Source organism: Streptomyces sp. JK94 (assembly GCF_053613315.1).
Map to the genome: position 1 here is coordinate 53,062 of NZ_JBSICH010000004.1, position 25,363 is coordinate 78,424.

The 25,363-nt window shown below is 70.8% G+C and carries 26 protein-coding genes; 4 read left to right on the forward strand and 22 right to left on the reverse strand.

Annotated elements, in window-relative coordinates; all coding sequences use genetic code 11:
- Nucleotides 1-40 precede the first annotated feature (40 nt).
- Complete coding sequence (locus tag ACVV2G_RS04015; protein ID WP_453841169.1) at nt 41-889, reverse strand: 3-hydroxyacyl-CoA dehydrogenase family protein; 849 nt, start codon at nt 887-889, stop codon at nt 41-43.
- Between the two features lie 320 nt (nt 890-1,209).
- Here ACVV2G_RS04015 and ACVV2G_RS04020 point away from each other — a divergent pair, with 320 nt between their 5' ends.
- Nucleotides 1,210-1,782, forward strand: a complete 573-nt coding sequence (locus tag ACVV2G_RS04020) for a cob(I)yrinic acid a,c-diamide adenosyltransferase (protein ID WP_453841170.1) — start codon at nt 1,210-1,212, stop codon at nt 1,780-1,782.
- Here ACVV2G_RS04020 and ACVV2G_RS04025 read toward each other — a convergent pair.
- Together ACVV2G_RS04025 and ACVV2G_RS04030 are read right to left on the reverse strand one after the other, a co-directional pair.
- A complete protein-coding gene (locus ACVV2G_RS04025) occupies nt 1,779-1,970 on the reverse strand; it encodes a DUF5708 family protein (RefSeq protein WP_453841171.1) in 192 nt (63 codons plus the stop codon). The two genes, ACVV2G_RS04020 and ACVV2G_RS04025, sit on opposite strands and share 4 nt — an antisense overlap.
- Entirely contained in the window at nt 1,967-2,557 is a 591-nt protein-coding gene (locus ACVV2G_RS04030; protein WP_453841172.1) for a hypothetical protein, read from the reverse strand. The genes ACVV2G_RS04025 and ACVV2G_RS04030 overlap by 4 nt, the downstream gene beginning before the upstream one ends.
- A gap of 151 nt (nt 2,558-2,708) precedes the next feature.
- On the opposite strand from ACVV2G_RS04030, the gene ACVV2G_RS04035 reads away from it, so the two are divergent.
- The 3 genes from ACVV2G_RS04035 (at nt 2,709) to ACVV2G_RS04045 (ending at nt 6,493) form a co-directional block, all read left to right on the forward strand.
- Nucleotides 2,709-3,905, forward strand: coding sequence for a sensor histidine kinase (locus tag ACVV2G_RS04035; protein WP_453841173.1), 1,197 nt, complete (start codon nt 2,709-2,711; stop codon nt 3,903-3,905).
- Nucleotides 3,902-4,543 (forward strand): response regulator, encoded by a 642-nt coding sequence (locus ACVV2G_RS04040; RefSeq protein ID WP_453841174.1) that lies wholly within the window; start codon nt 3,902-3,904, stop codon nt 4,541-4,543. The genes ACVV2G_RS04035 and ACVV2G_RS04040 overlap by 4 nt, the downstream gene beginning before the upstream one ends.
- A gap of 123 nt (nt 4,544-4,666) precedes the next feature.
- Nucleotides 4,667-6,493 (forward strand): glycosyl hydrolase family 18 protein, encoded by a 1,827-nt coding sequence (locus tag ACVV2G_RS04045; protein ID WP_453841175.1) that lies wholly within the window; start codon nt 4,667-4,669, stop codon nt 6,491-6,493.
- Between the two features lie 62 nt (nt 6,494-6,555).
- Here ACVV2G_RS04045 and ACVV2G_RS04050 read toward each other — a convergent pair whose 3' ends face one another.
- The 19 genes from ACVV2G_RS04050 to ACVV2G_RS04140 form a co-directional block, all read right to left on the reverse strand.
- Nucleotides 6,556-7,002, reverse strand: a complete 447-nt coding sequence (locus ACVV2G_RS04050; RefSeq protein WP_453841176.1) for a DUF2550 domain-containing protein — start codon at nt 7,000-7,002, stop codon at nt 6,556-6,558.
- A gap of 142 nt (nt 7,003-7,144) precedes the next feature.
- The gene (locus ACVV2G_RS04055) at nt 7,145-7,519 is read right to left on the reverse strand and encodes a F0F1 ATP synthase subunit epsilon (protein ID WP_453841177.1); all 375 of its coding nucleotides are present in this window, start codon (nt 7,517-7,519) and stop codon (nt 7,145-7,147) included.
- A gap of 131 nt (nt 7,520-7,650) precedes the next feature.
- Complete coding sequence (atpD, locus tag ACVV2G_RS04060; RefSeq protein WP_453841178.1) at nt 7,651-9,099, reverse strand: F0F1 ATP synthase subunit beta; 1,449 nt, start codon at nt 9,097-9,099, stop codon at nt 7,651-7,653.
- On the reverse strand, nt 9,099-10,016 hold the full coding sequence (locus ACVV2G_RS04065; protein ID WP_453841179.1) for a F0F1 ATP synthase subunit gamma: 918 nt from the start codon (nt 10,014-10,016) through the stop codon (nt 9,099-9,101). The genes atpD and ACVV2G_RS04065 overlap by 1 nt, the downstream gene beginning before the upstream one ends.
- A 21-nt stretch (nt 10,017-10,037) precedes the next feature.
- Nucleotides 10,038-11,627: a F0F1 ATP synthase subunit alpha gene (gene atpA, locus ACVV2G_RS04070; protein WP_453841180.1), complete on the reverse strand. Its 1,590-nt coding sequence runs from the start codon at nt 11,625-11,627 to the stop codon at nt 10,038-10,040.
- A gap of 125 nt (nt 11,628-11,752) precedes the next feature.
- Nucleotides 11,753-12,568: a F0F1 ATP synthase subunit delta gene (locus ACVV2G_RS04075; protein WP_453841181.1), complete on the reverse strand. Its 816-nt coding sequence runs from the start codon at nt 12,566-12,568 to the stop codon at nt 11,753-11,755.
- Nucleotides 12,565-13,110 (reverse strand): F0F1 ATP synthase subunit B, encoded by a 546-nt coding sequence (locus ACVV2G_RS04080; protein ID WP_453841182.1) that lies wholly within the window; start codon nt 13,108-13,110, stop codon nt 12,565-12,567. Before ACVV2G_RS04080 ends, ACVV2G_RS04075 begins: the two co-directional genes overlap by 4 nt.
- A gap of 44 nt (nt 13,111-13,154) precedes the next feature.
- Nucleotides 13,155-13,385 (reverse strand): ATP synthase F0 subunit C, encoded by a 231-nt coding sequence (gene atpE / locus ACVV2G_RS04085; RefSeq protein ID WP_030420957.1) that lies wholly within the window; start codon nt 13,383-13,385, stop codon nt 13,155-13,157.
- A gap of 72 nt (nt 13,386-13,457) precedes the next feature.
- A complete protein-coding gene (gene atpB / locus ACVV2G_RS04090) occupies nt 13,458-14,279 on the reverse strand; it encodes a F0F1 ATP synthase subunit A (RefSeq protein WP_453841183.1) in 822 nt (273 codons plus the stop codon).
- Between the two features lie 226 nt (nt 14,280-14,505).
- Nucleotides 14,506-14,943 carry a Cg1360 family ATP-synthase-associated protein gene (locus ACVV2G_RS04095; RefSeq protein ID WP_453841184.1) on the reverse strand — a complete coding sequence of 146 codons (438 nt, stop codon included), beginning with the start codon at nt 14,941-14,943 and terminating at the stop codon, nt 14,506-14,508.
- A gap of 286 nt (nt 14,944-15,229) precedes the next feature.
- Nucleotides 15,230-16,555: an MraY family glycosyltransferase gene (locus ACVV2G_RS04100; RefSeq protein ID WP_453841185.1), complete on the reverse strand. Its 1,326-nt coding sequence runs from the start codon at nt 16,553-16,555 to the stop codon at nt 15,230-15,232.
- Nucleotides 16,556-16,685: 130 nt separating this feature from the next.
- Nucleotides 16,686-17,942 carry a serine hydroxymethyltransferase gene (locus ACVV2G_RS04105; protein WP_453841235.1) on the reverse strand — a complete coding sequence of 419 codons (1,257 nt, stop codon included), beginning with the start codon at nt 17,940-17,942 and terminating at the stop codon, nt 16,686-16,688.
- Nucleotides 17,943-18,066: 124 nt separating this feature from the next.
- Nucleotides 18,067-18,747 (reverse strand): arsenate reductase/protein-tyrosine-phosphatase family protein, encoded by a 681-nt coding sequence (locus ACVV2G_RS04110; RefSeq protein ID WP_453841186.1) that lies wholly within the window; start codon nt 18,745-18,747, stop codon nt 18,067-18,069.
- Complete coding sequence (locus tag ACVV2G_RS04115) at nt 18,744-19,391, reverse strand: L-threonylcarbamoyladenylate synthase (RefSeq protein WP_053137111.1); 648 nt, start codon at nt 19,389-19,391, stop codon at nt 18,744-18,746. Before ACVV2G_RS04115 ends, ACVV2G_RS04110 begins: the two co-directional genes overlap by 4 nt.
- A 50-nt stretch (nt 19,392-19,441) precedes the next feature.
- Complete coding sequence (gene prmC / locus ACVV2G_RS04120; protein ID WP_453841187.1) at nt 19,442-20,287, reverse strand: peptide chain release factor N(5)-glutamine methyltransferase; 846 nt, start codon at nt 20,285-20,287, stop codon at nt 19,442-19,444.
- Between the two features lie 53 nt (nt 20,288-20,340).
- Nucleotides 20,341-21,417 carry a peptide chain release factor 1 gene (gene prfA, locus ACVV2G_RS04125; RefSeq protein WP_453841188.1) on the reverse strand — a complete coding sequence of 359 codons (1,077 nt, stop codon included), beginning with the start codon at nt 21,415-21,417 and terminating at the stop codon, nt 20,341-20,343.
- 108 nt (nt 21,418-21,525) lie between these two features.
- Entirely contained in the window at nt 21,526-21,750 is a 225-nt protein-coding gene (gene rpmE / locus ACVV2G_RS04130) for a 50S ribosomal protein L31 (protein ID WP_018571447.1), read from the reverse strand.
- A gap of 164 nt (nt 21,751-21,914) precedes the next feature.
- Entirely contained in the window at nt 21,915-23,042 is a 1,128-nt protein-coding gene (locus ACVV2G_RS04135; RefSeq protein WP_453841189.1) for an LCP family protein, read from the reverse strand.
- Between the two features lie 343 nt (nt 23,043-23,385).
- Nucleotides 23,386-25,170 carry a trypsin-like serine protease gene (locus ACVV2G_RS04140; RefSeq protein WP_453841190.1) on the reverse strand — a complete coding sequence of 595 codons (1,785 nt, stop codon included), beginning with the start codon at nt 25,168-25,170 and terminating at the stop codon, nt 23,386-23,388.
- Between the last annotated feature and the right edge of the window lie 193 nt (nt 25,171-25,363).

A 25,363-nucleotide genomic window follows, 5' to 3' on the forward strand; every position in this document is an offset into this window, starting at 1 on the left:
TTCACCCCGGCGTGTGATGCTCCCCGGGGCTGGTGCGACTTCAGTGCTTGTAGAAGCCCTGCCCGCTCTTGCGGCCGATGTCACCGGCGTCCACCATCCGGCGCATCAGCTCCGGCGGGGCGAACTTCTCGTCCTGGGACTCGGTGTAGATGTTGCCCGTGGCGTGCAGCAGGATGTCGACGCCCGTCAGGTCGGCGGTGGCCAGCGGGCCCATGGCGTGGCCGAAGCCCAGCTTGCAGGCGAGGTCGATGTCCTCGGCGGTGGCGACGCCCGACTCGTAGAGCTTGGCGGCCTCGACGACGAGGGCGGAGATGAGCCGGGTGGTCACGAAGCCGGCGACGTCGCGGTTGACGACGATGCAGGTCTTGCCGGTGGACTCGGCGAACTCCCGCGCGGTGGCGAGCGTCTCGTCGCTGGTCTTGTGGCCGCGCACCAGCTCGCACAGCTGCATCATCGGGACCGGCGAGAAGAAGTGGGTGCCGACCACGCGCTCGGGGCGCTCCGTCACGGCCGCGATCTTGGTGATCGGGATGGCGGAGGTGTTGGACGCCAGGATCGCCCCGTCCTTCACCAGCTTGTCGAGGGCGCGGAAGATCTCGTGCTTGACCTCCAGCTTTTCGAAGACCGCCTCGACGACCACGTCCGCGTCGGCGGCGGCGTCCAGGTCGGTGGTCGCGGTGATGCGCGCGAGGGCGGCCTCCGCGTCGCCGGCGGCGAGCTTCCCCTTGGCGACGAACTTGTCGTACGAGGCCCTGATGCCGTCGGTCCCCCGCCGGAGCGCCTCGTCGGTGACGTCGCGCAGGACGACGTCCCAGCCCGCCTGCGCGGAGACCTGGGCGATTCCGGACCCCATGAGCCCGGCTCCGATGACGGCGAGCTTCCGTGCCACTGTGCGACTCCCTGATGCGCGCTGATTCTCGTCTCTCGGCCGGAGATTAGCGGGCGTGAGGCGCTGTGTGACCGGTTAGTAACGCGCGTCACGTCTCAGATGACGGACATCACACCGAGGTGTGTCATTCGGGCGTCAGGCCGCGCCACGTACGGCCTAGTTGAGCACCTTGCGGCTCAACGGCCCCTCCCTCCCCTCCGGCAGGAGGAGCACCTCGCGGGACACCTCGGCCGGTCCGGTCACCGACGCCCTGCGCGCACCGTCCGTGACGGTGGGCCCACGCGTCCTCCGTACCGCCGGAGCGTCACTACGCTGGCCCCATGGTCAACCTGACGCGCATCTACACCCGGACCGGCGACCAGGGCACCACCGCCCTCGGCGACATGAGCCGGGTCCCCAAGACCGACCTCAGGATCTCCGCGTACGCCGACGCGAACGAGGCGAACGCGGTCATCGGCACGGCGATCGCCCTCGGCGGCCTGCACGAGGAGGTCGTCGAGGTCCTCGTCCGCGTCCAGAACGACCTCTTCGACGTGGGCGCGGACCTGTCGACGCCGGTGGTGGAGGACCCGCGGTTCCCGCCGCTGCGCGTCGAGCAGTTCTACGTCGACAGGCTGGAGGAGGACTGCGACCGCTTCCTGGCCAAGGTGGAGAAGCTCCGCTCCTTCATCCTGCCCGGCGGCACCCCCGGCGCGGCCCTCCTGCACCAGGCCTGCACGGTGGTCCGCCGGGCCGAGCGTTCCACGTGGGCGGCGCTGGAGGCGCACGGCGAGACGATGAACCCGCTCACCGCGACCTACCTCAACCGGCTCTCGGACCTGCTCTTCATCCTGGCCCGGGTGGCCAACAAGGAGACCGGCGACGTGCTGTGGGTGCCGGGCGGGGAGCGCTAGGTGCTCCGGCGCGCCGACCGGAACAGGCCCCACACGGCCTGCGCGCCGCCGACGCACATCATCACGGCCCCGGTCTTCGTCAGGTCGACGACGGGGACCTCCACGCCCCCGGCGAACAGCCACAGGGCGAGGCCGGCCACGAAGACGGCCGTGCCCTCCCACAGGTTGCGCTGCGTCGGGTACCTCACCGGCGCGCGTCCTCCGTCTCCTTCTCCGCGTCCACGGGGGCGCCGGCCACGTCCGCCGGGGCCTTCTTCGGCCGGATCGCGTACGTCAGCGCGATCAGGCCGTGGATGCCGACGATCCTGACGGCCGTCCACTGGAAGGACCGCAGGGACGAGACGTCGCCCTCGTCGCCGACGTACCAGACCGCGCCCTGGAGCAGCGCGCACGCCACGGCGGCGCCCAGCAGCGTGCGCAGCCACAGCCGGCCCTCGTGCCGGGCCCGGGCCCGGCCGTGGCGCGGCGGCTTCGCCGGTGGCGGGCCGCCGGCCAGGCGGTGGGCGGCGTGGCCGTCGAGCCAGCGGATCGTGTAGTGGCCGTAGGCGACCGTGTAGCCGATGTACAGCGCCGCCAGGCCGTGCTCCCAGCCCGGCTCGGCGCCGTTCCTCAGGTCGATCGCCGTCACGGTGAACAGCACCAGTTCCAGGACCGGCTCGCACAGCAGCAGGACCACGCTGGTGCGGCGCCGTTCCAGCAGGTAGCGGGCGGCCAGTCCGAGCGCCAGCAGCACCCAGAACCCGACCTCGCAGGCGATGATCAACGCGACGACCACGACGCACTCCCTTCGTTGCCCTTCCAGGCTCCCGCCGGAAACCGGCTGGTTCGTCGTCGCCGGTGACGAACCGCCGGTACATCGAAAGATGCAGTGCGGGACCGTCCCCCGGGATCAGGTCGGCGGCGCGCGGGCGGTGTTGGATGGTGGCATGGCCGTACGTCTCCCCCGCCCGCACCGCTTCGACGCGTACGTCGCGGCGGCCGGCCTGTCCGGTGGGCTGCTGCTGTGGGGCATCGGGCTGGGCGTGCGGCCCGCCGGTGAGCCGATCGTGCTGTTCGACGGCGGCCGGCCGCTGCTGGTCCCGCTCGCCGTCATGGCGGGCTGCGAGCTGCTGCGCCGGTCCGCGCCGCGCACCGGTCTGCTGATCGGCACGGTCGCGCTGGTCGCGGACACGCTCACGCAGGGCAGCCTGGTCACGGTGATCATGTACACCGATGTCATGTACGCCGCCGTGCTGTACGGCCCGCCCGCCTCGGCCCGCCGCATCCCGTGGATCACCGGGCTGCTCACCGTGGCCGGGACCGTCGTGCCGTTCGCGCTGTGGCGGGTGCCCGAGGCGCTGCTGGTCGGGGTGGCCGTGGGGATCGTGTCGTTCGCGCCCGCCTCCACCGGGCTGATCGTGCGCAGTCACCGCGAAGCCGCCGACGCCGCCCTGCTGCGCGCCGAGCAGACCGCGCTGCTGGCCGAGATGGACCGGGTGCAGGCGGTGACCGCGGAACGCTCCCGGATGGCGCGCGAGCTGCACGACATGGTCGCCAACCACCTCTCCGCGATCGCCATCCACTCCACGGCCGCGCTCTCCCTGGACGACCCGGCGACCACCCGGCAGGCGCTCGGCGTCATCCGTGAGAACAGCGTGGAGGGCCTGGCCGAGATGCGGCGGCTGATCGGCATCCTGCGGGACACCGGCGCGGACACCGGGCCGGCCGCCGCCCCCACCCTGGACGGGCTCGGCGCGCTGGTGGAGGGCGCCCGCGCCAACGGGCTCGACGTCACCCTGGAGACGGTGTCCGGCGAGGGACTGGCGGCGCCGGTCGAGCTGGCCGCGTACCGGATCGTGCAGGAGTCCCTGACCAACGCGCTCAAGCACGCCGCGAAGGGGCCGGTACGGGTCGGGCTCAGCCGGCACGACGGCGTCCTGCGCGTCCGGGTGACCAGCCCGTACGGCGGCCGGGACGCCCCGCGCGCGCCCGGCTCCGGCGCCGGTCTGGTCGGCATGCGGGAGCGCGCCGCGCTGCTGCACGGCACCTTCGAGGCCGGCCCGGTGCCGGCTCCCGACGCGGCGGGCGGCCGGATCTGGGCCGTACGCGCCGCCCTGCCCCTGACCGAAGGAGACCCGGCATGATCCGCGTCCTCGTCGCCGAGGACCAGTCCGCCGTCCGTGCCGGGCTGGTGCTGATCCTGGGCAGCGCCCCGGACATCGAGGTGGTCGGGGAGGCTTCGGACGGCGAGCGGGCCGTGGCGCTGGCCCGGGAGCTGCGGCCGGACGTGGTGCTGATGGACGTCCAGATGCCGCGGCTGGACGGGGTGGCGGCGACCGGGCGGGTGGTCGCCGAGCAGCTCGCCGACGTGCTGGTGCTGACCACCTTCGACCTGGACGAGTACGTCTTCGGGGCGCTGCGGGCGGGAGCCGCGGGGTTCCTGCTGAAGAACACCGAGGCGAAGGACCTCCTCGCGGCCGTGCGCACGGTGGCGGGCGGCGAGGGCATCGTCGCCCCGGCCGTCACCCGGCGGCTGATCGCCGAGTTCGCCGCGCGGCCGGCCCGGGAGCCGGCCGTCGACCCGGCGGTGCTGGAGGGCCTGACCCGGCGCGAGCGCGAGGTGTTGTCGTGCCTCGGCCAAGGACTGTCCAACGCCGCGATCGCCGGCCGTCTCGACATGGCCGAGGCGACGGTGAAGACGCACGTCAGCCGCTTGCTGGGCAAGCTGGGGCTGCGCAGCCGGGTGCAAGCAGCCGTGCTGGCTCAGGAGTTGGGGATCTAACAGGGCCATCGGGACACTGGTCCAGACCTATTGACCTAAGGTCCAGACCTTTCTATTCTCGCGGCACTGCGGGCCGATGGCTCAGTCGGCCCGCGCCGACAACCCCACATAAGGAGGCGCACCATGCGCTTCAGACACAGAGCCGCGGCACTTCTCGCGACCCTGTCGCTCCCGCTGGCCGGTCTGGTCGGCCTCGCGAGTCCGGCCCAGGCGGCCACCAGCGCCACGGCCACCTTCGCGAAGACCTCGGACTGGGGCACGGGCTTCGGCGGCAACTGGACGGTGAAGAACACCGGTACCACCACCATCAACTCCTGGACCGTCGAGTGGGACTTCCCCTCCGGCACCAAGGTCACCTCCGCCTGGGACGCCACGGTCACCAACTCCGGTGACCACTGGACCGCCAAGAACGTCAACTGGAACGGGACGCTCGCCCCCGGCGCCTCGGTCTCCTTCGGCTTCAACGGCAGCGGCCCCGGCTCGCCCTCCCACTGCAAGCTCAACGGCGGCAGCTGCGACGGCACCTCCGTCCCCGGCGATGCGGCCCCCTCCGCGCCCGGCACCCCCACCGCCTCCGGCGTCACCGACACCTCGGTGAAGCTGTCCTGGGCGGCGGCCACCGACGACAAGGGCGTCAAGAACTACGACGTCCTGCGCGACGGTGCCAAGGTCGCCACGGTCACCGGCACCACCTACACCAACACCGGACTGACCGCCGGCACCGACTACTCCTACACCGTCCAGGCCCGCGACACCGCCGACCAGACGGGCCCGGTCAGCGGCGCGGTCAAGGTCCGCACCACCGGCGGCGGCGACGGCGGCAACCCGGGCGGCGGTGAGGAGGTCAAGCTCGGCTACTTCACCAACTGGGGCGTCTACGGGCGCAACTACCACGTGAAGAACCTGGTCACCTCCGGCTCCGCCGAGAAGATCACGCACATCAACTACGCCTTCGGCAACGTCCAGGGCGGCAAGTGCACCATCGGCGACGCCTACGCCGACTACGACAAGGCCTACACCGCCGACCAGTCCGTCGACGGCGTCGCCGACACCTGGGACCAGCCGCTGCGCGGCAACTTCAACCAGCTGCGCAAGCTGAAGGCCGAGTACCCGCACATCAAGGTGCTGTACTCCTTCGGCGGCTGGACCTGGTCCGGCGGCTTCCCCGACGCCGTGAAGAACCCGGCCGCCTTCGCCAAGTCCTGCCACGACCTGGTCGAGGACCCGCGCTGGGCCGACGTCTTCGACGGCATCGACCTGGACTGGGAGTACCCGAACGCCTGTGGTCTCAGCTGTGACACCACCAGCGCCAAGAACGCCTTCAGCTCCATGATGAAGGCCATGCGCGCGGAGTTCGGCGACGACCTGGTCACCGCGGCCGTCACCGCCGACGCCACCGCCGGAGGCAAGATCGAGGCCGCCGACTACGGCACCGCCGCGCAGTACATCGACTGGTACAACGTGATGACGTACGACTTCTTCGGCGCCTGGGCCAAGAACGGCCCGACCGCTCCGCACTCGCCGCTGACCTCGTACGACGGCATCCCGCAGCAGGGCTTCACCTCCGCAGACGCGATCGCGAAGTTCAAGGCGACGGGCGTGCCCGCCGACAAGCTGCTCCTCGGCATCGGCTTCTACGGCCGCGGCTGGACCGGCGTCACCCAGTCCGCCCCCGGCGGCACGGCGACCGGCCCGGCGGCCGGCACCTACGAGGCGGGCATCGAGGACTACAAGGTCCTCAAGAACAGCTGCCCGGCCACCGGCACCGTCGCCGGCACGGCGTACGCGCACTGCGGCAGCGACTGGTGGTCGTACGACACCCCGGCCACCGTCAGGGCGAAGATGGACTGGGCCGAGCAGCAGAAGCTCGGCGGCGCCTTCTTCTGGGAGTTCAGCGGCGACACCGCGAACGGCGAGCTGGTGAGCGCCATCGACAGCGGTCTGAAGTAGGAAGCACCCCCTGAGCCACGTTCGCCCTCTCCCGGTCACCGTCCGGGGGAGGGCGGACGTGGTTACGCCACGTTCACCCGCTGTCCGGGCGGGGCCGCCTCCAGCCAGGCGAGGAAACCGGTCAGCGCGTCATCGCTCATCGCCAGTTCGAGTCGCGTGCCCCGATGGACACAGGCGAGCACGACGGCGTCCGAGAGCAGCGCCAGCTCCTCCTCGCCGGCCGGCACCCGGCGTCCGGCGACCTCGATCGCCGAGCGCTCCAGGACGCGACGCGGGCGCGGGGAGTACGAGAAGACGCGGTACCACTCGACCCGGTCCCCGTGGTACCGGGCCACTCCGTAGGACCAGCCCTTGCCGCCGGCGTCCCCCTCCTCGGGGGCCTCCCAGCGCAGGGAGCAGTCGAAGGTTCCGCCCGAGCGCTGGATCAGCCGGCGGCGCAGACCGAAGACGAAGAGTCCGATCACCACCAGGGCGACGACAATTCCGCACACGGTCAGAGCGAGGACCATCGACACCGACCTCCTCGTCTCCTAGGTAACGGAACGGAAAAAACACCCGGATCTGCCTCAGCCGCGGCCGGGTCCGGATCGCTCCGGTCCCAGCCGCGGCTGAGTGACGTCATGGCACGACGCTATCGCACAGTGCTGCGGATCAGCGTCCCGCCGCCGCGCGCAGTCGGACGTCCGCACGACGCTCGGAGTGGGCGTCGCCCTCCGCCTTCGCGTGCTCGAGCTTCCGCTCGGCTCGCTGGACGTCGATCTCGTCCGCCAGCTCGGCGGTCTCGGCCAGCAGGGACAGCTTGCCGTCCGCGAACGAGATGAAGCCGCCGTGCACCGCGGCGACGACCGTCCCACCGTCACTCGTACGAATGGTCACCGGGCCCGACTCCAGCACACCGAGCAGCGGCTGGTGACCGGGCATGACGCCGATGTCGCCGGACGTGGTGCGCGCGACGACCAGGGTGGCCTCGCCGGACCAGACCTGACGGTCGGCGGCGACCAGCTCGACATGCAGCTCAGCAGCCAAGGGTGGCTCCTCGGGTCACCACCCGGCGGGAGAGCCGGGTGTTGGTTACAAGTCTAAGGGGCGTGACGGAGGGGGCGGGACGCGCCCGCCCCCTCCGGTGTGAGCCCGGGGGCTCACCATGAGCACGCGGCTCAGGAGACGCCGAGCTCCTTCGCGTTCTTCTTCAGGTCCTCGATACCACCGCACATGAAGAACGCCTGCTCCGGGAAGTGGTCGTACTCGCCGTCGCAGATCGCGTTGAAGGCCGCGATCGACTCGTCCAGCGGCACGTCCGAACCGTCCACGCCGGTGAACTGCTTGGCGACGTGGGTGTTCTGGGACAGGAAGCGCTCCACGCGACGGGCACGGTGGACGACGAGCTTGTCCTCCTCGCCGAGCTCGTCGATGCCGAGGATCGCGATGATGTCCTGCAGGTCCTTGTACTTCTGCAGGATGTTCTTCACGCGCATCGCGGCGTTGTAGTGGTCCGCCGCGATGTACCGCGGGTCGAGGATGCGGGACGTCGAGTCCAGCGGGTCCACGGCCGGGTAGATGCCCTTCTCGGAGATCGGACGGGAGAGCACCGTCGTCGCGTCGAGGTGGGCGAAGGTGGTGGCCGGGGCCGGGTCGGTCAGGTCGTCCGCGGGGACGTAGATCGCCTGCATCGAGGTGATCGAGTGACCACGGGTCGAGGTGATGCGCTCCTGGAGGAGACCCATCTCGTCGGCCAGGTTCGGCTGGTAGCCCACCGCGGAGGGCATGCGGCCGAGCAGGGTCGACACCTCGGAACCGGCCTGCGTGAAGCGGAAGATGTTGTCGATGAAGAACAGCACGTCCTGCTTCTGGACGTCGCGGAAGTACTCGGCCATGGTCAGGCCGGCCAGCGCGACGCGCAGACGGGTGCCCGGCGGCTCGTCCATCTGACCGAAGACCAGCGCGGTCTTGTCGATGACGCCGGACTCGCTCATCTCGTCGATGAGGTCGTTGCCCTCACGGGTGCGCTCACCGACACCGGCGAACACGGAGACACCGTCGTGGTTGTTGGCGACGCGGTAGATCATCTCCTGGATGAGCACCGTCTTGCCCACGCCGGCGCCGCCGAACAGGCCGATCTTGCCGCCCTTGACGTACGGGGTCAGCAGGTCGATGACCTTGACGCCGGTCTCGAACATCTCGGTCTTCGACTCGAGCTCGTCGAAGTTGGGCGCCTTGCGGTGGATCGGCCAGCGCTCACCGGTGTAGGTCTCGTCGACGTTCAGCACCTCACCGAGGGTGTTGAACACCTTGCCCTTGGTGAAGTCGCCGACGGGGACGGAGATGGCCGAACCCGTGTCGGTCACCGGGGCCTGGCGGACCAGGCCGTCGGTGGGCTGCATGGAGATGGTGCGGACCAGGCCGTCACCCAGGTGCTGGGCGACCTCCAGGGTCAGCGTCTTGATCTCGCCCGCCTGCGCCGGGTCGGCGACCTCGACGTGGAGGGCGTTGTAGATCTCCGGCATCGCGTCGACGGGGAACTCCACGTCGACGACCGGGCCGATGACCCGCGCGACGCGGCCGGTGGCCACGCCCGACGCAGCGGTCGGCTCAACAGTGGTGGTCATTAGCTGTCACTCCCCGCGGTCGCGTCGGCCAGTGCGCTCGCGCCACCGACGATCTCGCTGATTTCCTGGGTGATTTCGGCCTGGCGGGCCGCGTTGGCAAGACGGGAGAGCGTGTTGATCAGCTCGCCCGCGTTGTCGGTGGCCGACTTCATCGCGCGCCGCGTGGCGGCGTGCTTGGAAGCGGCCGACTGCAGCAGCGCGTTGTAGATGCGGCTCTCGACGTAGCGCGGCAGCAGGGCGTCGAGGACGTCCTCCGCCGACGGCTCGAAGTCGTACAGCGGAAGGACCTCGTCCTTCGTCGTCGACTCCTGAGCCACCTCTTCGAGGCGGAGCGGCAGCAGCCGGGAGTCGACCGCCGTCTGCGTCATCATCGAGACGAACTCGGTGTAGACGATGTGGATCTCGTCCACGCCGCCCTCCGCCGTCTCCTTCTCGATGGCCTCGATCAGCGGTGCCGCGACCTGCTTGGCGTCCGCGTAGGTGGGCTCGTCGGTGAAGCCCGTGAACGACTCCGTGACCTTGCGCTCACGGAAGTTGTAGTGGGCGAGACCGCGCCGGCCGACGATGTACGTGTCGACCTGCTGGCCCTCGCGCTCGAGGCGCTCGGTCAGCTGCTCCGCCGCCTTGATGGCGTTGGAGTTGAAGGCGCCGGCCAGACCGCGGTCGCTCGTGAGGAGGAGGACCGCCGCACGGGTCGGGTTGTCCGCCTCCGTGGTCAGCGGGTGCTTGGTGTCCGAACCGGTCCCGACCGCCGTGACCGCGCGGGTCAGTTCCTGCGCGTACGGCGTGGAGGCCGCCACCTTGCGCTGCGCCTTGACGACGCGCGAGGCGGCGATCATCTCCATCGCCTTGGTGATCTTCTTGGTCGCGGTGACGGATCGGATGCGACGCTTGTAGACCCGGAGCTGGGCTCCCATGAGTCAGGTCCCTTCCTTACGTCACTTGGCGGCGGACGGGGCGTCCTCGCCGAGCAGCTTGCCGTCGCTCGTCTCGAACTGCTTCTTGAACGCCGCGATCGCCTCGGCGATGGCCTGCAGGGTGTCGTCGGACATCTTGCCGCCCTCGCGGATGGAGGTCATGAGGCCCTGCTCCTGGCGGTGCAGGTACTCGAGCAGCTCCTTCTCGAAGCGGCGGATGTCGACGACCGGCACCTCGTCCATCTTGCCGGTGGTGCCGGCCCAGACGGAGACGACCTGGTCCTCGGTGGACATCGGCTGGTACTGGTTCTGCTTCAGCAGCTCGACCATCCGCTGACCGCGCTCCAGCTGCGACTTCGACGCGGCGTCCAGGTCGGAACCGAAGGCGGCGAACGCCTCCAGCTCACGGAACTGGGCGAGGTCCACGCGCAGTCGGCCGGAGACCTGCTTCATCGCCTTGTGCTGGGCGGAGCCACCGACTCGGGAGACGGAGATACCCACGTTCAGCGCGGGGCGCTGACCGGCGTTGAACAGGTCCGACTCCAGGAAGCACTGGCCGTCGGTGATGGAGATGACGTTGGTCGGGATGAACGCCGAGACGTCGTTGGCCTTGGTCTCGACGATCGGCAGACCCGTCATCGAACCGGCGCCCTCGGCGTCGGAGAGCTTCGCGCAGCGCTCCAGCAGACGGGAGTGCAGGTAGAAGACGTCACCCGGGTACGCCTCACGGCCCGGCGGGCGGCGCAGCAGCAGCGACACGGCGCGGTAGGCGTCGGCCTGCTTCGACAGGTCGTCGAAGATGATCAGGACGTGCTTGCCCTCGTACATCCACTGCTGGCCGATGGCCGAGCCGGTGTACGGCGCCAGGTACTTGAAGCCGGCCGGGTCGGACGCCGGGGCGGCCACGATGGTCGTGTACTCCAGCGCGCCGTTCTCCTCCAGCGCGCCGCGGACCGACGCGATGGTCGAGCCCTTCTGACCGATGGCGACGTAGATGCAGCGAACCTGCTTGCTCGGGTCGCCGGTGCGCCAGTTGTCACGCTGGTTGATGATCGTGTCGACGGCCAGGGCGGTCTTGCCGGTCTGGCGGTCGCCGATGATCAGCTGACGCTGACCACGGCCGATCGGGGTCATGGCGTCGACGGCCTTGTAGCCCGTCTCCATCGGCTCGTGCACCGACTTGCGCTGCATGACCGTGGGGGCCTGCAGTTCCAGCGCGCGACGACCGGACGTCTCGATCTCGCCGAGGCCGTCGATCGGGTTGCCGAGGGGGTCGACCACGCGGCCGAGGTAGCCCTCGCCCACGGCGACCGACAGGACCTCACCGGTGCGGGTGACCGGCTGGCCCTCCTCGATACCGCTGAACTCACCGAGGACGACGCAACCGATCTCGCGCTCCTCGAGGTTGAGGGCGAGACCGAGGGTGCCGTCCTCGAACTTCAGCAGTTCGTTGGCCATGGCCGACGGAAGACCCTCGACCTTCGCGATGCCGTCGCCGGCAAGGCTGACCGTACCGACCTCCTCGCGCGAGGCCGCGTCCGGCTTGTACGACTGGACGAAGTTCTCCAGTGCGTCCCGGATCTCCTCCGGCCGGATCGTGAGCTCCGCCATCTGAGTTCCCTGCTCTCCTTGTTGGGCCCGAAGTTTCACTTTGGGGGGATGGGGACTCCCCCCTGAAAGAGGTGAATCCTCTGCACGGCCCAACCCGGGCCGTAGTCCTACGTATGCGGTTGGTGCTAGCTCGCCATGCGGCGGGCGGCGTCTTCGAGCCGGTCCGCGAGCGAGCCGTTGATGATCTCGTCGCCGACCCGCACCCGGATTCCGCCGAGGACCTCGGGGTCCACGTCGAGGTTGAGGTGCATCGCCCGGCCGTACAGCCGCGCCAGCGCGGCGCCGAGGCGCCGCTTCTGGGTGTCGCTCAACGGGACCGCCGAGGTGACCACGGCGACCGTGCGCTCGCGACGCTCGGCGGCGAGCTTGGACAGGGATTCGATTCCCGTCTCCAGGCTACGTCCCCGGGGCGCGGTCACAAGCCGCGTCACCAGACGCTCGGTCGTGGTCTTGGCCCGGCCGCCGAGCAGGCTGTGCAGCAGCTCGCTCTTGGCCGAGGTGCTCGCCGCGCGGTCGGTCAGCGCGGAGCGCAGCCCCGTGTCGGACGAGACGATCCGGCCGAACCGGAACAGCTCGTCCTCGACGTCGTCGAGCGTGCCCGCCTTCTGGGCCGCGGTGAAGTCGGCCATGGCGGCCAGCTCCTCCAGCGCGTCCACCAGGTCGCGCGACTGCGACCAGCGGGAGCGCACCGTACCGGCCACCAGGTCGGCGGTCGGACCGCCGACCTGGCCGCCGAAGATGCGTCCGGCCAGTTCGGCCTTGGCGTCGGCGGCCTGCGCCGGGTCGGTGAGGACCCGCCGCAGGCTGACCTCGCGGTCGAGCAGCGCGGTGACGGCGGCCAGCTCGTCGGCGAGCTGCGCGGCGTCGACGGACGTGGAGTCCGTCAGCGCGTCGAGCCGCTCGCGTGCGGCTGCCAGGGCCTCGCGGCTCGCTCCGTTCATCGTCCGGCCTCGGCCTTCTCCTCGAGCTGGTCGAGGAAGCGGTCGATCACACGGCTCTGCCGGGCGTGGTCCTCGAGGGACTCGCCGACGAGCTTGCCGGCCAGGTCGGTGGCGAGCTTGCCCACGTCCTGGCGCAGCGCCTGCGAGGCGGCCTTGCGGTCGGCCTCGACCTGCGTGTGTCCGGCGGCGATGATCTCCTCACGCTGCCGCTGGCCCTCCGCGCGCATCTCGGCGATGAGCACGGCGCCCTGCTCCTGCGCCTCCTGGCGCAGACGCGCGGCCTCGTGCCGGGCCTCGGCGAGCTGAGCCTTGTACTGCTCCAGCACGCTCTGGGCCTCGGTCTGAGCGGCCTCGGCCTTCTCGATCCCGCCCTCGATCGCCTCGCGACGCTGCTCCAGAACCTTGTTGATGTTCGGGAGGAGCTTCTTGGCGAGGAAGCCGAAGACGATGACGAAGGCGAGCAGGCCGATGACGAGCTCGGGAATCGGCGGGACGAGGGGATTCTGCGTTTCCTCGGCCGCGATATGAAGCAGTGGGCTCATATCAGACTGCCTTTCGTCTAGTGAGCCGGTCGCGGATCAGGTGATCACTTGCCGTAGACGAACGGCATGACCAGGCCGATGAGGGCGAGCGCCTCACAGAAGGCGAAGCCGAGGATCTGGTTGGCGCGGATCAGGCCGGCGGCCTCGGGCTGACGGGCGATGGCTTCGGTGCCCTTACCGAAGATGATGCCGACGCCGATGCCGGGGCCGAAGGCGGCGATGCCGTAACCGATGGAGGCGATCGAGCCGGTGACGGCAGCAAGGGTCTGGGACATGCCAGTTCTTCCTTTTCTTCACGGTTCCGGTGGGGGTGGGCCACCGGACGACTGGGGGCGGGTGCGGGACGCTCAGTGGTGCTCGGCGAGCGCGCCCTGGATGTAGGTAACGGTCAGCAGGACGAAGACGTACGCCTGCAGGGCCTGGATGAAGAGCTCGAAGGCGGTCATCACGATGACCATCACGAACGAGACGCCGGCGTAGGCGATCCCGATCCCGTTCAGCAGGTACCAGCTGGCGATGGTGAACAGCACCAGCAGGATGTGGCCCGCGAACATGTTCGCGAAGAGTCGGACGGCGTGGGTGAAGGGCCGCACGAGCAGGTTCGAGAAGGCCTCGATCAGCATGACGACCGGCAGGGCCGCACCGAGCGACTTGTCGTAGCCGGTGAAGTTCTTCAGGGCGCCGACGAAGCCGTGCTTCTTGAAGGTCAGCGAGACCCACACGACGTAGACGAGCAGCGCCAGCACCATCGGGTACGCGATGACCGACGTCACCGGGAACTGGGCGAGCGGGATGATCGACCAGAGGTTCATCATCCACACGAAGAAGAACAGCGCGACGACGAGCGGAACGAACCTCTCGCCCTCGCGCTTGCCCATCGTCTCGTAGACGACACCGCGGCGGATGAAGTCGTAGCCCGCCTCGGCGACCATCTGGAGCTTGCCGGGGACGACCTGGGGCCGGCGGAAGGCCGCCCAGAAGAAGCCGACGATGATGATCGAGCCGAGCAGCGCCAGCAGCATCGTCTTGTTGAAGTACACGTTGCTGTCGCCGTCGCCCCACATGGGCTCGAACAGGAACGAGTGCAGCCCGGGAGACGGGAAACCACAACCGTCGAAGATGTGGCAGTCGGTCTCGAAGGCGAGCACCTGTGGCTGGTCAGCACTCACCGCGGGCTCCTTCAGCGTGGCGCATGGATTCGGCAACCTCGTGGTGTCGGCGCGGCACGGGGCCGCGGATCGGCACGGGACTGGTGTTACGGGTATGAGGGCGGCTGTGGGGGCATCTCGCCTCGCGATGTGGCAGGCGTCAGCTGGGATGCCCGCGCCCGCGATGCCGCAGTTGGCACCGGACGATAGCAGGGTCTCTCATGCGCCTTTATCCCGGCCCTACGTCTCACGACGAGCGCCCCGTTGTTTCCTTCTTCTCGCCCGTCGTCGACTCGGGCTCCACGTAAAGGATTCTGGCCTTCATCTGGGCACGCGCCTGCGCGGCGACCCAGGTGAGAGTGCCGGCGAGCAGCGAGAGGGCGAAAACCTTGGGATGGAACAGCGTCGTGTCCCTGAAGAGCACGATGAAGATGAACATCAGCGCAATTTGCGCCATGTACATCATCAGCGCCATCGCCTGGAAGAGAGTCGGCAACGACTTCGCGGTCCACTGAAGGACGTACAGCCCTGCTCCCATGAAAAGGATCACGACCACTGCTCCGACGACCGCCCCGATCGCCCCCTCGCCCCCCTCGACGGCACCGCCGATCGCGACTGCGACCGCACCGACGACGGCGGTGGGCACGGCAGCCTGGATCAGGATCCGGACGTCGTTGGAGGGCATGGCGGCAGCTCCGCTTTCAGGGGGCAGGGGGTGTCGTCATGGACGAGCGTAGTCCCCCGGGTCGAGTGCAGAACTCTCACCAAGGGGCCGTCGCACTGCGGCCCTTCGGCTCCATCCGGGGTTCTCGTGAACGGTATCACAAACTATTTGATGAGGTCTTTACCTGAGGGTGTGCCGACCGTCACACGTGAGAGTGACAGTGCGCGTTTGTGCAAGTGCAGAGCCGGTTTGTCTGGTATTACGGCGATTCGCTTCACCATGGGTTGGCAATGCTCTAGTCAGATTCTTACCTTGCGCGCGAACGGGGGCCGACGGCGGTGGCCCCGTTGACGCCCGAAGCCCCCGCGGAGACCGGAACGCGGTCGCCGGTCGTGGCCTCGTCGCTCCCGCCCCGGTCGGTCTCGCCCACGTCCACGGTGGACCCCGAGGCGGCGACGGCCGTCCCGCGGCGGCGGTAACGGGGCGGCACGAAGCGCTCGGCCCAGCGCGGGGCACGCGGCGTGAAGCGCGGCAGCAGGAGCAGGACCAGGCCGATCGCGCTGAGGAAGACGACGCCCAGCACGATCCACATGGAGGCGGCGTTCACCGAGAAGGCGAGGGCCCCGAAGGCGATCAGCGCCGAGAAGAAGTACATGATCAGCACCGCGCGACTGTGCGAGTGACCGATCTCCAGCAGCCGGTGGTGCAGGTGCCCGCGGTCCGCCGCGAACGGCGACTGCCCCCGCCAGGTGCGCCGCACGATCGCCAGGATCAGGTCCGCGGCCGGGATGGCGATGATGGTCAGCGGCATCAGCAGCGGGATGTAGACCGGCACCATCTGGTGCACGGTGTTGCGCTCGGAGCCGGAGAACAACCGCATCGCGTCCGGGTCCACCTGCCCCGTCACCGAGATCGCGCCCGCCGCCAGCACCAGGCCGATCAGCATCGAGCCGGAGTCGCCCATGAAGATCCGGGCGGGATGCATGTTGTGCGGGAGGAAGCCCAGGCACATGCCCATGAGGATGGCCGCGAACAGCGTGGCCGGCGCGGCCGCCTCGATGCCGTAGGAGTACCAGATCCGGTAGGCGTACATGAAGAACGCCGCCGCCGCGATGCACACCGTGCCCGCCGCGAGCCCGTCGAGGCCGTCGACGAAGTTGACCGCGTTGATGGTGATGACGACCAGCGCGACCGTCAGCAGGGTGCCCTGCCACTGGGTCAGCGCCACGTTGCCGACGCCGGGGACGGGGATCCACAGGATCGTCAGACCCTGCACCACCATCACGCCGGCGGCGATCATCTGCCCGCCCAGCTTGATCAGGGCGTCGATCTCGAACTTGTCGTCCAGGACGCCGATCAGCCAGATCAGGGCCGCGCCGGACAGCAGGGCGCGCGGCTCGTTGGAGTTCTCGAAGACCTCGCTGAGATTGGTGAGGTGGTCGGCGACCAGCAGGCCCGCGCACAACCCGAAGAACATCGCGATCCCGCCGAGGCGCGGAGTGGGCTCCCGGTGCACGTCGCGTGCCCGGATCTCCGGCATCGCTCCCGCCACGATCGCGAACTTCCGTACCGGCCCTGTCAGCAGATACGTCACCGCGGCCGTGACGCAGAGCGTCAGCAGGTATTCACGCACGGGCTTCCCCACAGGTCTCGCTGGCCATTCCCAGCCCCACACCCTAGCGATGAGCGCATACGGTTGAGGACTTCCGGGTAGCGACGATGGTTGCACGGGTGACTGTGCACGCGGGTGCGCCTACCCCGCCTCAGTCCGGATACGGGGGGAATTGCGCGACCAGGGCCCGTACGTCGTCACGCGCCGTGACCGCGTCCGCCGCGCCCCGGAGCACCGCGGCGAGCAGGGTGGCGACCGCCCGCATCTCCCGCTCCCCCATGCCCTGCGTGGTCAGGGCCGCCGTGCCCAGGCGCAGCCCCCGGGCGTCGCCGTGCGGAAGCGCGCAGCAGTCCAGGACGATCCCGGCCGCCGCGAGCAGGCCCCGCGCGCTCCTGCCGTCCACCCCGAGCGGGGCCGGGTCGACGGTGAGCAGGTGGGTGTCGGTGCCGCCGGTGGTCACGGCCAGCCCCTCGGCGGCCAGGTGGGCCGCGAGGGCGCGGGCGTTGGCGATCACCTGACGGGTGTACGCGGCGAAGGCCGGGGTCGCCGCCTCGCCGAAGGCGACCGCCTTGGCGGCGATGGTGTGCATCTGCGCGCCGCCCTGCGTGAAGGGGAACACGGCCCGGTCGACCCGCTCGGCCAGGTCGCCGCCGCACAGGATCATGCCGCCGCGCGGGCCCCGCAGCACCTTGTGCGTGGTGGCGCAGACGACGTCGGCGTACGGCACCGGACTGGGCGCCGCTCCCCCCGCGACCAGCCCGATGGGGTGGGCGGCGTCCGCGATGAGGTAGGCGCCCACCTCGTCGGCGACCTCGCGGAAGGCGGCGTAGTCGAGGTGGCGCGGGTAGGCGATGGAACCGCACACGATCGCCTTGGGCCGGTGGGCGCGGGCCAGGGTGCGCACCTGGTCGTGGTCGATCAGGCCGGTCTCCGCGTCCACGCCGTAGCCGACGAAGTCGAACCAGCGGCCGGAGAAGTTGGCGGGCGAGCCGTGCGTGAGGTGGCCGCCGTACGGCAGGCCGAGGGCGAGGACCGTGTCGCCGGGGCGCAGCAGCGCGGCGTAGGCGGCCAGCACGGCGGAGGAGCCGGAATGGGGCTGCACGTTGGCGTGCTCGGCGCCGAAAAGGGCACGGGCCCGCTCCACCGCGAGCCGCTCGGCGGCGTCGGCGATCTCGCAGCCGCCGTGGTGCCGGGCTCCGGGGTAGCCCTCGGCGTACTTGTTGGCCAGCGCGGAGCCGAGGGCGGCCAGTACCGCGGGGGACGTGAAGTTCTCGGCAGCGATCAGCTGGAGGGTCGTCGACTGCCGGCGGCGTTCGGCGAGCAGGACCTCGGCCAGCTCGTGGTCCTGGCGCAGCAGGGCTCCGAGCCCGCTGTCATCGGCCTCGAGGACGTCGTGGGTGACCGACATGGTGCGCTCCGGGCGTGCGTCGACGGTGACGTACGACCAATGTAGGCCCGGGGGGCCGAAGGCGCCCGGGGTGCCGGGCATCCAGGCGGCATCCGCCGGGGCGGCCGGCCCGCGGCGGCGCCCGCTACGTCCGCGCCGGGACCCCGGTCAGCGCCGTCACCACCGGATCGAGCGCCTGGTGTATCTCGTCCCCGATCGACCGGAAGAACGGCAGCGGCGCCCCGTAGGGGTCGTACACCTCGTCCGCCTCCGCCGTCGGCGCCAGCAGCCACCCGCGCAGGGCCGCCGCGGCCCGCACCAGGGCACGCGCGCGCGTGACCACGCCCTCGTCCAGGGAGGGCAGGGTGGCCGGGTCGATGGCGTTCACCAGGCGGGTGAACTCCTTGAGGGTGAAGGTGCGCAGGCCCGCCGAGTGGCCCATGGAGATGACCTGCGCGCGGTGGTCCCGCGTCGCCGTCAGCACGAGGTCCGCGCGGATCACGTGCTCGTCGAGCAGCTCGCGCCCGGTGAAACCGGCCGCGTCCGCGCCGAAGTCCGCGAGGACCGTCTCCGCGTTCGCCTCCATGGGCGCGCCCTCGTGCCCCCAGGTGCCGGCGCTCTCCACGATGAGGCCGCCGCCGAGCACACCGAGCCGCTCCGTCACGAAATGCCGGGTCAGCCGCTCGGTGATGGGTGAGCGGCAGACGTTGCCGGTGCTGACGTGGAGGATGCGGAAGCTGTCGCGCGGAAGCCCGACGAACGTCGTCGTGATCTCCGCGGCGCGTTCTCCGTTGCCTATGCCACGCCCCGTCCCAGGGGCCGTCAATTCGCCACCTCGAGGTCGGGTACCACCTTGCGCAGCTCCTCCGCCGACAGCGCGCCCGCGCGCAGCAGCACGGGCACCTCGCGGGTGACGTCGACGATGGACGACGGGACGTTGCCGGGGGTGGGGCCGCCGTCGAGGTAGACGGAGACGGAGTCGCCGAGCATCTGCTGGGCGGCGTCGCAGTCCTCCGGCGCCGGGTGGCCGGTGAGGTTGGCGGAGGAGACGGCCATCGGGCCGACCTCGGTGAGCAGCTCGATGGCGACGGGGTGCAGCGGCATGCGCACGGCGACCGTGCCGCGGGTGTCGCCGAGGTCCCACTGGAGGGACGGCTGGTGCTTGGCGACCAGCGTCAGCGCGCCCGGCCAGAAGGCGTCGACCAGCTCCCAGGCCAGCTCGGAGAAGTCGGTGACCAGGCCGTGCAGGGTGTTCGGCGAGCCGATGAGGACGGGCGTGGGCATGTTGCGGCCCCGGCCCTTGGCGTCCAGCAGGTCGGCGACGGCCTCGCCGGTGAAGGCGTCGGCGCCGATGCCGTACACGGTGTCCGTCGGCAGCACCACTAGCTCGCCACGGCGGACGGCGGACGCGGCCTCGCGCAGACCGGTCACACGGTCGGTCGCGTCGTTGGTGTCGTATCGCCGTGCCATTTAGCGGGCCTCCTCGTACACGTACTGCGGGGTCGAAGTCGGGGCGGGGCTCACGGCAGCGCCTTGCGGGCCGTCGCGAAGCGGGGGCGGTTGTTGAGGTCGGGGTGGTCGGCCGCGTCGGCCCAGCCCCGCTCCTCGGTGAAGATCCACGGCACCTGGCCGCCCTGGGTGTCGGCGTGCTCGACGACGACGACCCCGCCGGGGCGCAGCAGGCGGTGGGCGGTGCGTTCCAGGCCCCGGATCAGGTCGAGGCCGTCCTCGCCGGAGAAGAGGGCCAGCTGCGGATCGTGGTCGCGGGCCTCGGGGGCGACGTACTCCCACTCGGTGAGCGGGATGTACGGCGGGTTGGAGACGACCAGGTCGACCTGGCCGTCGAGGTCCGGGAAGGCCGTCAGGGCGTCTCCCTGGCGCAGCTCGACCCTGGACCCCTCCATGTTCCTGCGCGTCCACTTGAGGGCGTCCTCGGACAGCTCCACGGCGTACACGCGCGAGCGCGGCACCTCCTGGGCGAGCGCGAGCGCGATGGCGCCCGAGCCGGTGCACAGGTCGACGATGCAGGGCTCGACGACGTCCATGGCGCGTACGGCGTCTATGGCCCAGCCGACGACGGACTCGGTCTCGGGTCGGGGCACGAAGACGCCGGGGCCGACCTGGAGTTCCAGGTAGCGGAAGTAGGCGCGGCCGGTGATGTGCTGGAGCGGCTCGCGTGCCTCGCGGCGGGCGACGACCTCCCAGTACCGGGCGTCGAAGTCCGCGTCCGGCACGGTGTGCAGCTCGCCCCGCTTGACGCCGTGCAGATACGCGGCGAGCTCCTCCGCGTCGGTGCGCGGCGAGGGCACGCCGGCGTCGGCCAGCCGCTGGGTGGCCTGGGCCACCTCCATGAGCAGCAGGTTCACGCTGGTCCTCCGGGGCTGAGCTGGGGTCCGGTGCGGGGGGGGTGCGACGGCGCTCAGGCGGCGGCGAGCTTGGCCGCCGAGTCCGCGTCGACGCAGGCCTGGATCACCGAGTCGAGGTCGCCGTCCAGGACCTGGTCCAGGTTGTACGCCTTGAAGCCGACGCGGTGGTCCGAGATGCGGTTCTCCGGGAAGTTGTACGTGCGGATCTTCTCGGAGCGGTCGACGGTGCGGACCTGGCTGCGCCGGGCGTCCGCGGCCTCCTTCTCCGCCTCCTCCTGCGCCGCCGCGAGCAGCCTGGAGCGCAGGATACGCATCGCCTGCTCCTTGTTCTGCAGCTGGCTCTTCTCGTTCTGGCAGGAGGCGACGACTCCGGTCGGGACGTGCGTGATGCGCACGGCGGAGTCGGTGGTGTTGACGGACTGGCCGCCGGGGCCGGAGGACCGGTAGACGTCGATGCGCAGGTCGTTGGGGTTGATCTCGACGTCGATCTCCTCGGCCTCGGGCGTGACCAGCACGCCGGCCGCGGAGGTGTGGATGCGGCCCTGGGACTCGGTGGCCGGCACGCGCTGCACGCGGTGCACACCGCCCTCGTACTTCAGCCGGGCCCAGACGCCCTGGCCGGGCTCGGTGGCGCCCTGGCCGCCCTTGGTCTTCACGGCGACCTGGACGTCCTTGTAGCCGCCCAGCTCGGACTCGGTGGCGTCGATGATCTCGGTCTTCCAGCCGACCCGCTCGGCGTAGCGCAGGTACATGCGCAGCAGGTCGCCGGCGAAGAGGGCCGACTCGTCGCCGCCCGCGCCCGCCTTGATCTCCAGGATGACGTCCTTGTCGTCGCTGGGGTCGCGCGGGACGAGCAGGAGGCGGAGCTTCTCGGTCAGCTCGTCGCGCTGCTTGTCCAGCACCTTGACCTCGGCGGCGAAGTCGGGGTCGTCGGCGGCGAACTCGCGCGCGGTCTCCATGTCGTCGCCCGTCTGCTTCCAGGAGCGGAACGTGGCGACGATCGGGGTCAGCTCGGCGTAACGCTTGTTCAGCTTGCGCGCGTTGGCCTGGTCGGCGTGGACCGACGGGTCGGCGAGCTTCTTCTCCAGGTCGGCGTGCTCGGCGACGAGTTCCTCGACGGCCTCGAACATCTTGGGCTCCTGCTTACTGCTTGGAAGGGGGACGCGGGCGACCAAAAACGCCGGTCCCGGCGCTTCCCCGGCTGGGGGAGCGGCCGTGGACCGGCGGTTGGGGGCTCGCTACTTCTTGGAGCCGGCGGCAGCCTTGCCGAAGCGGGCCTCGAAGCGGGCCACACGGCCACCGGTGTCGAGGATCTTCTGCTTGCCCGTGTAGAACGGGTGGCACTCGGAGCAGACCTCGGCGCGGATGGTGCCGCTGTCGATGGTGCTGCGGGTGGTGAACGACGCGCCACAGGTGCAGCTGACCTGCGTCTCGACGTACTCGGGGTGGATGTCGCGCTTCAAGGTGTCTCCTAGGTTCGGGAGGGCGCCGGGTCGCCGACGCGGGATGCGGGGGCGTGAACCGGAGCCGACGTACCAGTCTGCCAGGACTGGGGCCATCCCCCAAAACCGGGGGCGGGGGCCGTCTATTCCCCGGCGGCCGGGAGGCCGCCACCGCTCCCCGGCGGTCAGGACGTCGCCACCACGTCCCCGGCCCCGCCGGCGGCGGTTCCCTCGGTGACGCTCCTCGGGATCGGCCGGTCGTCCTTCAGGGCGTCCCACACCCGTCGGGCCTTGTCCTGCGCCACGAGGACGCGGTTGGCGTCCGCGGGGTCGTACCGTACCGGCATCGTCACCATGTTCATGTTCGAGGCGCCGATGCCCTTCAGGCCGCTCGCGAAAGACATCAGGGAGTTCACCGAGCCCAGGTCGGAGTCGGTGGTCACGGTCTTGGTGGCGGTGTCGGCGATGTCGTACAGCTTCTTGGGGTTGCCGAGCAGGCCGATGTCCTCGACCCGGTCGGCCAGGGCCCTGACGAAGGCCTGCTGGAGCTGGATGCGGCCGAGGTCGGAGCCGTCGCCGACGCCGTGCCGGGTGCGGACCAGGCCGAGGGCCTCCTTCCCGTCCAGCGTGTGGGTGCCGGCGGGCAGGTCGAGGTGGCTGTCGGGGTCCTCGATGTCCTCGGTGGTGGTGACGTCGACGCCGCCGAGGTCGTCGACGAGCGTCCGGAAGCCGCTGAAGTCGACCTCGAGGTAGTGGTCCATGCGCAGGCCGCTGACCGACTCGACGGTCTTCACGGCGCAGGCGGCGCCGCCGGTGGCGTAGGCGGAGTTGAACATCACCTCGTCGGCGGCGGGGTGCCGGCCGCCGTCGGTGTCGGTGCACGCGGGGCGGTCGACGAGGGTGTCGCGCGGGATGGAGACCACGCTGGCCTTCCGGTGGCCCTGGTGGACGTGCACGATCATCGCCGTGTCGGAGCGGGCGGTGCCGTCGTCCGTGCCGCCGCCGAGTTCCTCGTTGCCGCCGGAGCGGGTGTCCGAGCCGAGGACCAGGATGTTCTCGGAGCCGTTGTCGGCCTTCCCGGGCCGGTCGGTGCCGAGGACCCGGTTGATGTCGACGCTCGTCAGGTTGCCGTTGAGCTTGAAGTAGAGGACGCCCGCGCCGGTGCCGCCCAGGACCACGATGCCCGCGGCGCTCCAGGCCGCGACGAGCAGCGCCTTGCGCCGCCTGGCGCGCGGCCTGCGGCGGCGGGGCCCGGTGCCGCGGGGGTCGCCGGGGTGGGGTATGTCGTGTTCGGGCGTGCTCTCGGCGGACATGTGCTCCTCGGATGTTCGTCCGGTGGGTTACCCCCTGCGCTCAGGGCCGGGCCGGGCGGTTCCGGCTGGTTTCAGCCTTTCCTCACCATCGTCCCTCCGTGGCGAGGACGGCGGAAGCCGGGAAGGGGTTGCACGACGGTCTGGGGCGGCCGGGTGGGCAAACGGTCACCGAACGTGCTCGGCGGGCGTCGGTCCGCGGTGCTGACCCGGGCTTCCCCGCAAGTGGCTCCGGGTACCCGCGGGCGGTCGCGGGAACCTCCCGTGGGGCGAGGATCGCAACCGCGAAGGGCCGCCCCCTGGAAGGAGGCGGCCCCCGAACCGCGGCCGGGCGGACCCCGCGGGATCAGCCGAAGAGGTCGAACGCCCCCCAGCCGCCGCCGACCCTGGTCCGGGACGTGAACGTCGCCGTTCCCGTGCCGCCGGTGCCCCTGTACAGCCACAGCACTCCGGAGGTGTCCCGGGCCAGCAGGTCCGGCCTGCCGTCGCCGGTGACGTCACCGGCGGTCGCGAAGGCGTCGTACACGGACCAGCCGCCACCGACCCTGACCCGGCTGCCGAGCGCCGGGGAGGCCTTGCCGGTGCCCGGGTACAGCCACAGGACGCCGGAGCCGTCCCGCGCCAGCAGGTCGGACCTGCCGTCGCGGTCGTAGTCGCCCTTGCCGGTGATCGTGTACGCGGCCCAGCCGCCGCCGATCCGCACGCGGGTGCCGAACAGCCCGTCGCCCTTGCCGGGGTAGAGCCACAGGACGCCGTCCTTGTCCTTGGCCACCAGGTCGGGCACGGCGTCACCGGAGAGGTCGCCCGGAACGCGGATGTCGCTCATCACGTTCCAGCCGCCACCGACGCGGGTCGACTCGTACCGGTCGTCCCCGTTGAAGGCGAGGGTGTGGAGCACTCCGTCCTGGGAGCGGTACAGGTAGTCCTGGTAGAGGTCCCGGTCGAGGTCGGCCTGGCGCACCAGGCTCAGCCCGCTCCAGTCGCCGAGCGGGACGCGGTCGGCGAGGTAGGGCCACCGGTCGCCCAGGGAGTAGTACTCGTAGGCCGTGCCGCCGGGCGTGCGGACGAAGAGGTCCGCCAGGCCGTCGAAGTCGAGGTCGGTGTCGTCGATGCGGGCGTTGACCTCGCCGGCGTAGGAGCGGGTCTTGGCGTAGACGCCGTAGGCGCCCGACGCGACGCAGTCCGTGACACCCCAGGACACGACGCCGGCGATCCGGCCGTTGACCACGAGCGGGCCGCCGGAGTCCCCGTTGCACGGGGAGACCGTGCCGGTGTCCTGGCCGGAGGCCGGGTTCCCGGCGCAGGCCATCTGACCGGCCACGAAGGCGGAGCCCCAGTACGAGGTGCAGGCGGCGTCCGACCGCATCGGCACCGTCGCCTTCTTCAGCGTCGGCGAGATGTCGTCGTCGGCGGAGCTGGTGCGCCCCCAGCCGTACACCGTCGCCGGGGTGCCGTTGGCGTAGGAGGCGGTGTCGCCGCTCGACGTCGGCTGGAGCGTCCTGTACGGCAGCGCCTCGCTCAGCGTCAGCACCGCGAGGTCGCCGCCGGCGACGGTGCTCGGCCGGTACGTGGGGTTGACCCACTGGCGCCACACGCCGGCGACCCGGCCGCCGTGCAGGTCGTCGCCGTCGGGCAGCCGGGCCGTGCCGGCGAGGACGGCTCCGTTCGCGGACCAGTCCAGGCCGTACACGCAGTGCGCGGCGGTCAGGACCTTGGCCGGGGCGACCAGGGTGCCGCCGCAGAAGTAGCCCTCGTCGTCGGCCGTGCCGGCGGTGCCCTTGTCGTCGTAGTAGTGCAGCTGCACCATCCACGGGGCCTCGGTGATGGTGGCGTCCCCGCCGCCGATGATCTTCGGGTCGACGGTGCGGGACGGGGCCCCGGCGCCCGGGGCCGGCTCCGGCTGCCCGGGGGCGGTGGCGGTGCCGTCCTCGAGCGCGGTCCCGGAACCGCGCACCCGCTCCAGCAGCTCGGTCTGGGAGGCGGCGGGCCGCTCGGTGGCGGCCGGCCGGGGCGGGAGGGGCGTCGTGCCGGACGCCTGGGCGGGGGCGGCCGCGAGGACCGCGCCCGACAGGGCGAGTGCGGCTGTGGCCGCGGGAAGGGCCAGGCGGGCTCTTCGGGGAGTAGACGTCACTCAGGTCTCCTGTCGCTGTGGATGCAGGCAGGAGAGAAGAGCCCGGCGGGCGCGGGCCCGTGAAGGCGGCGCACATCGCCCTGTGGGCGTATCCGAAAACACGTTCCCCCCCACTGCGGTGCGCTGATCCTACAAGCCGCACGTCGAAAGGCCCGCCCCGTCACCTGCGTGACGGGGCGGGCCTTCGGACTGC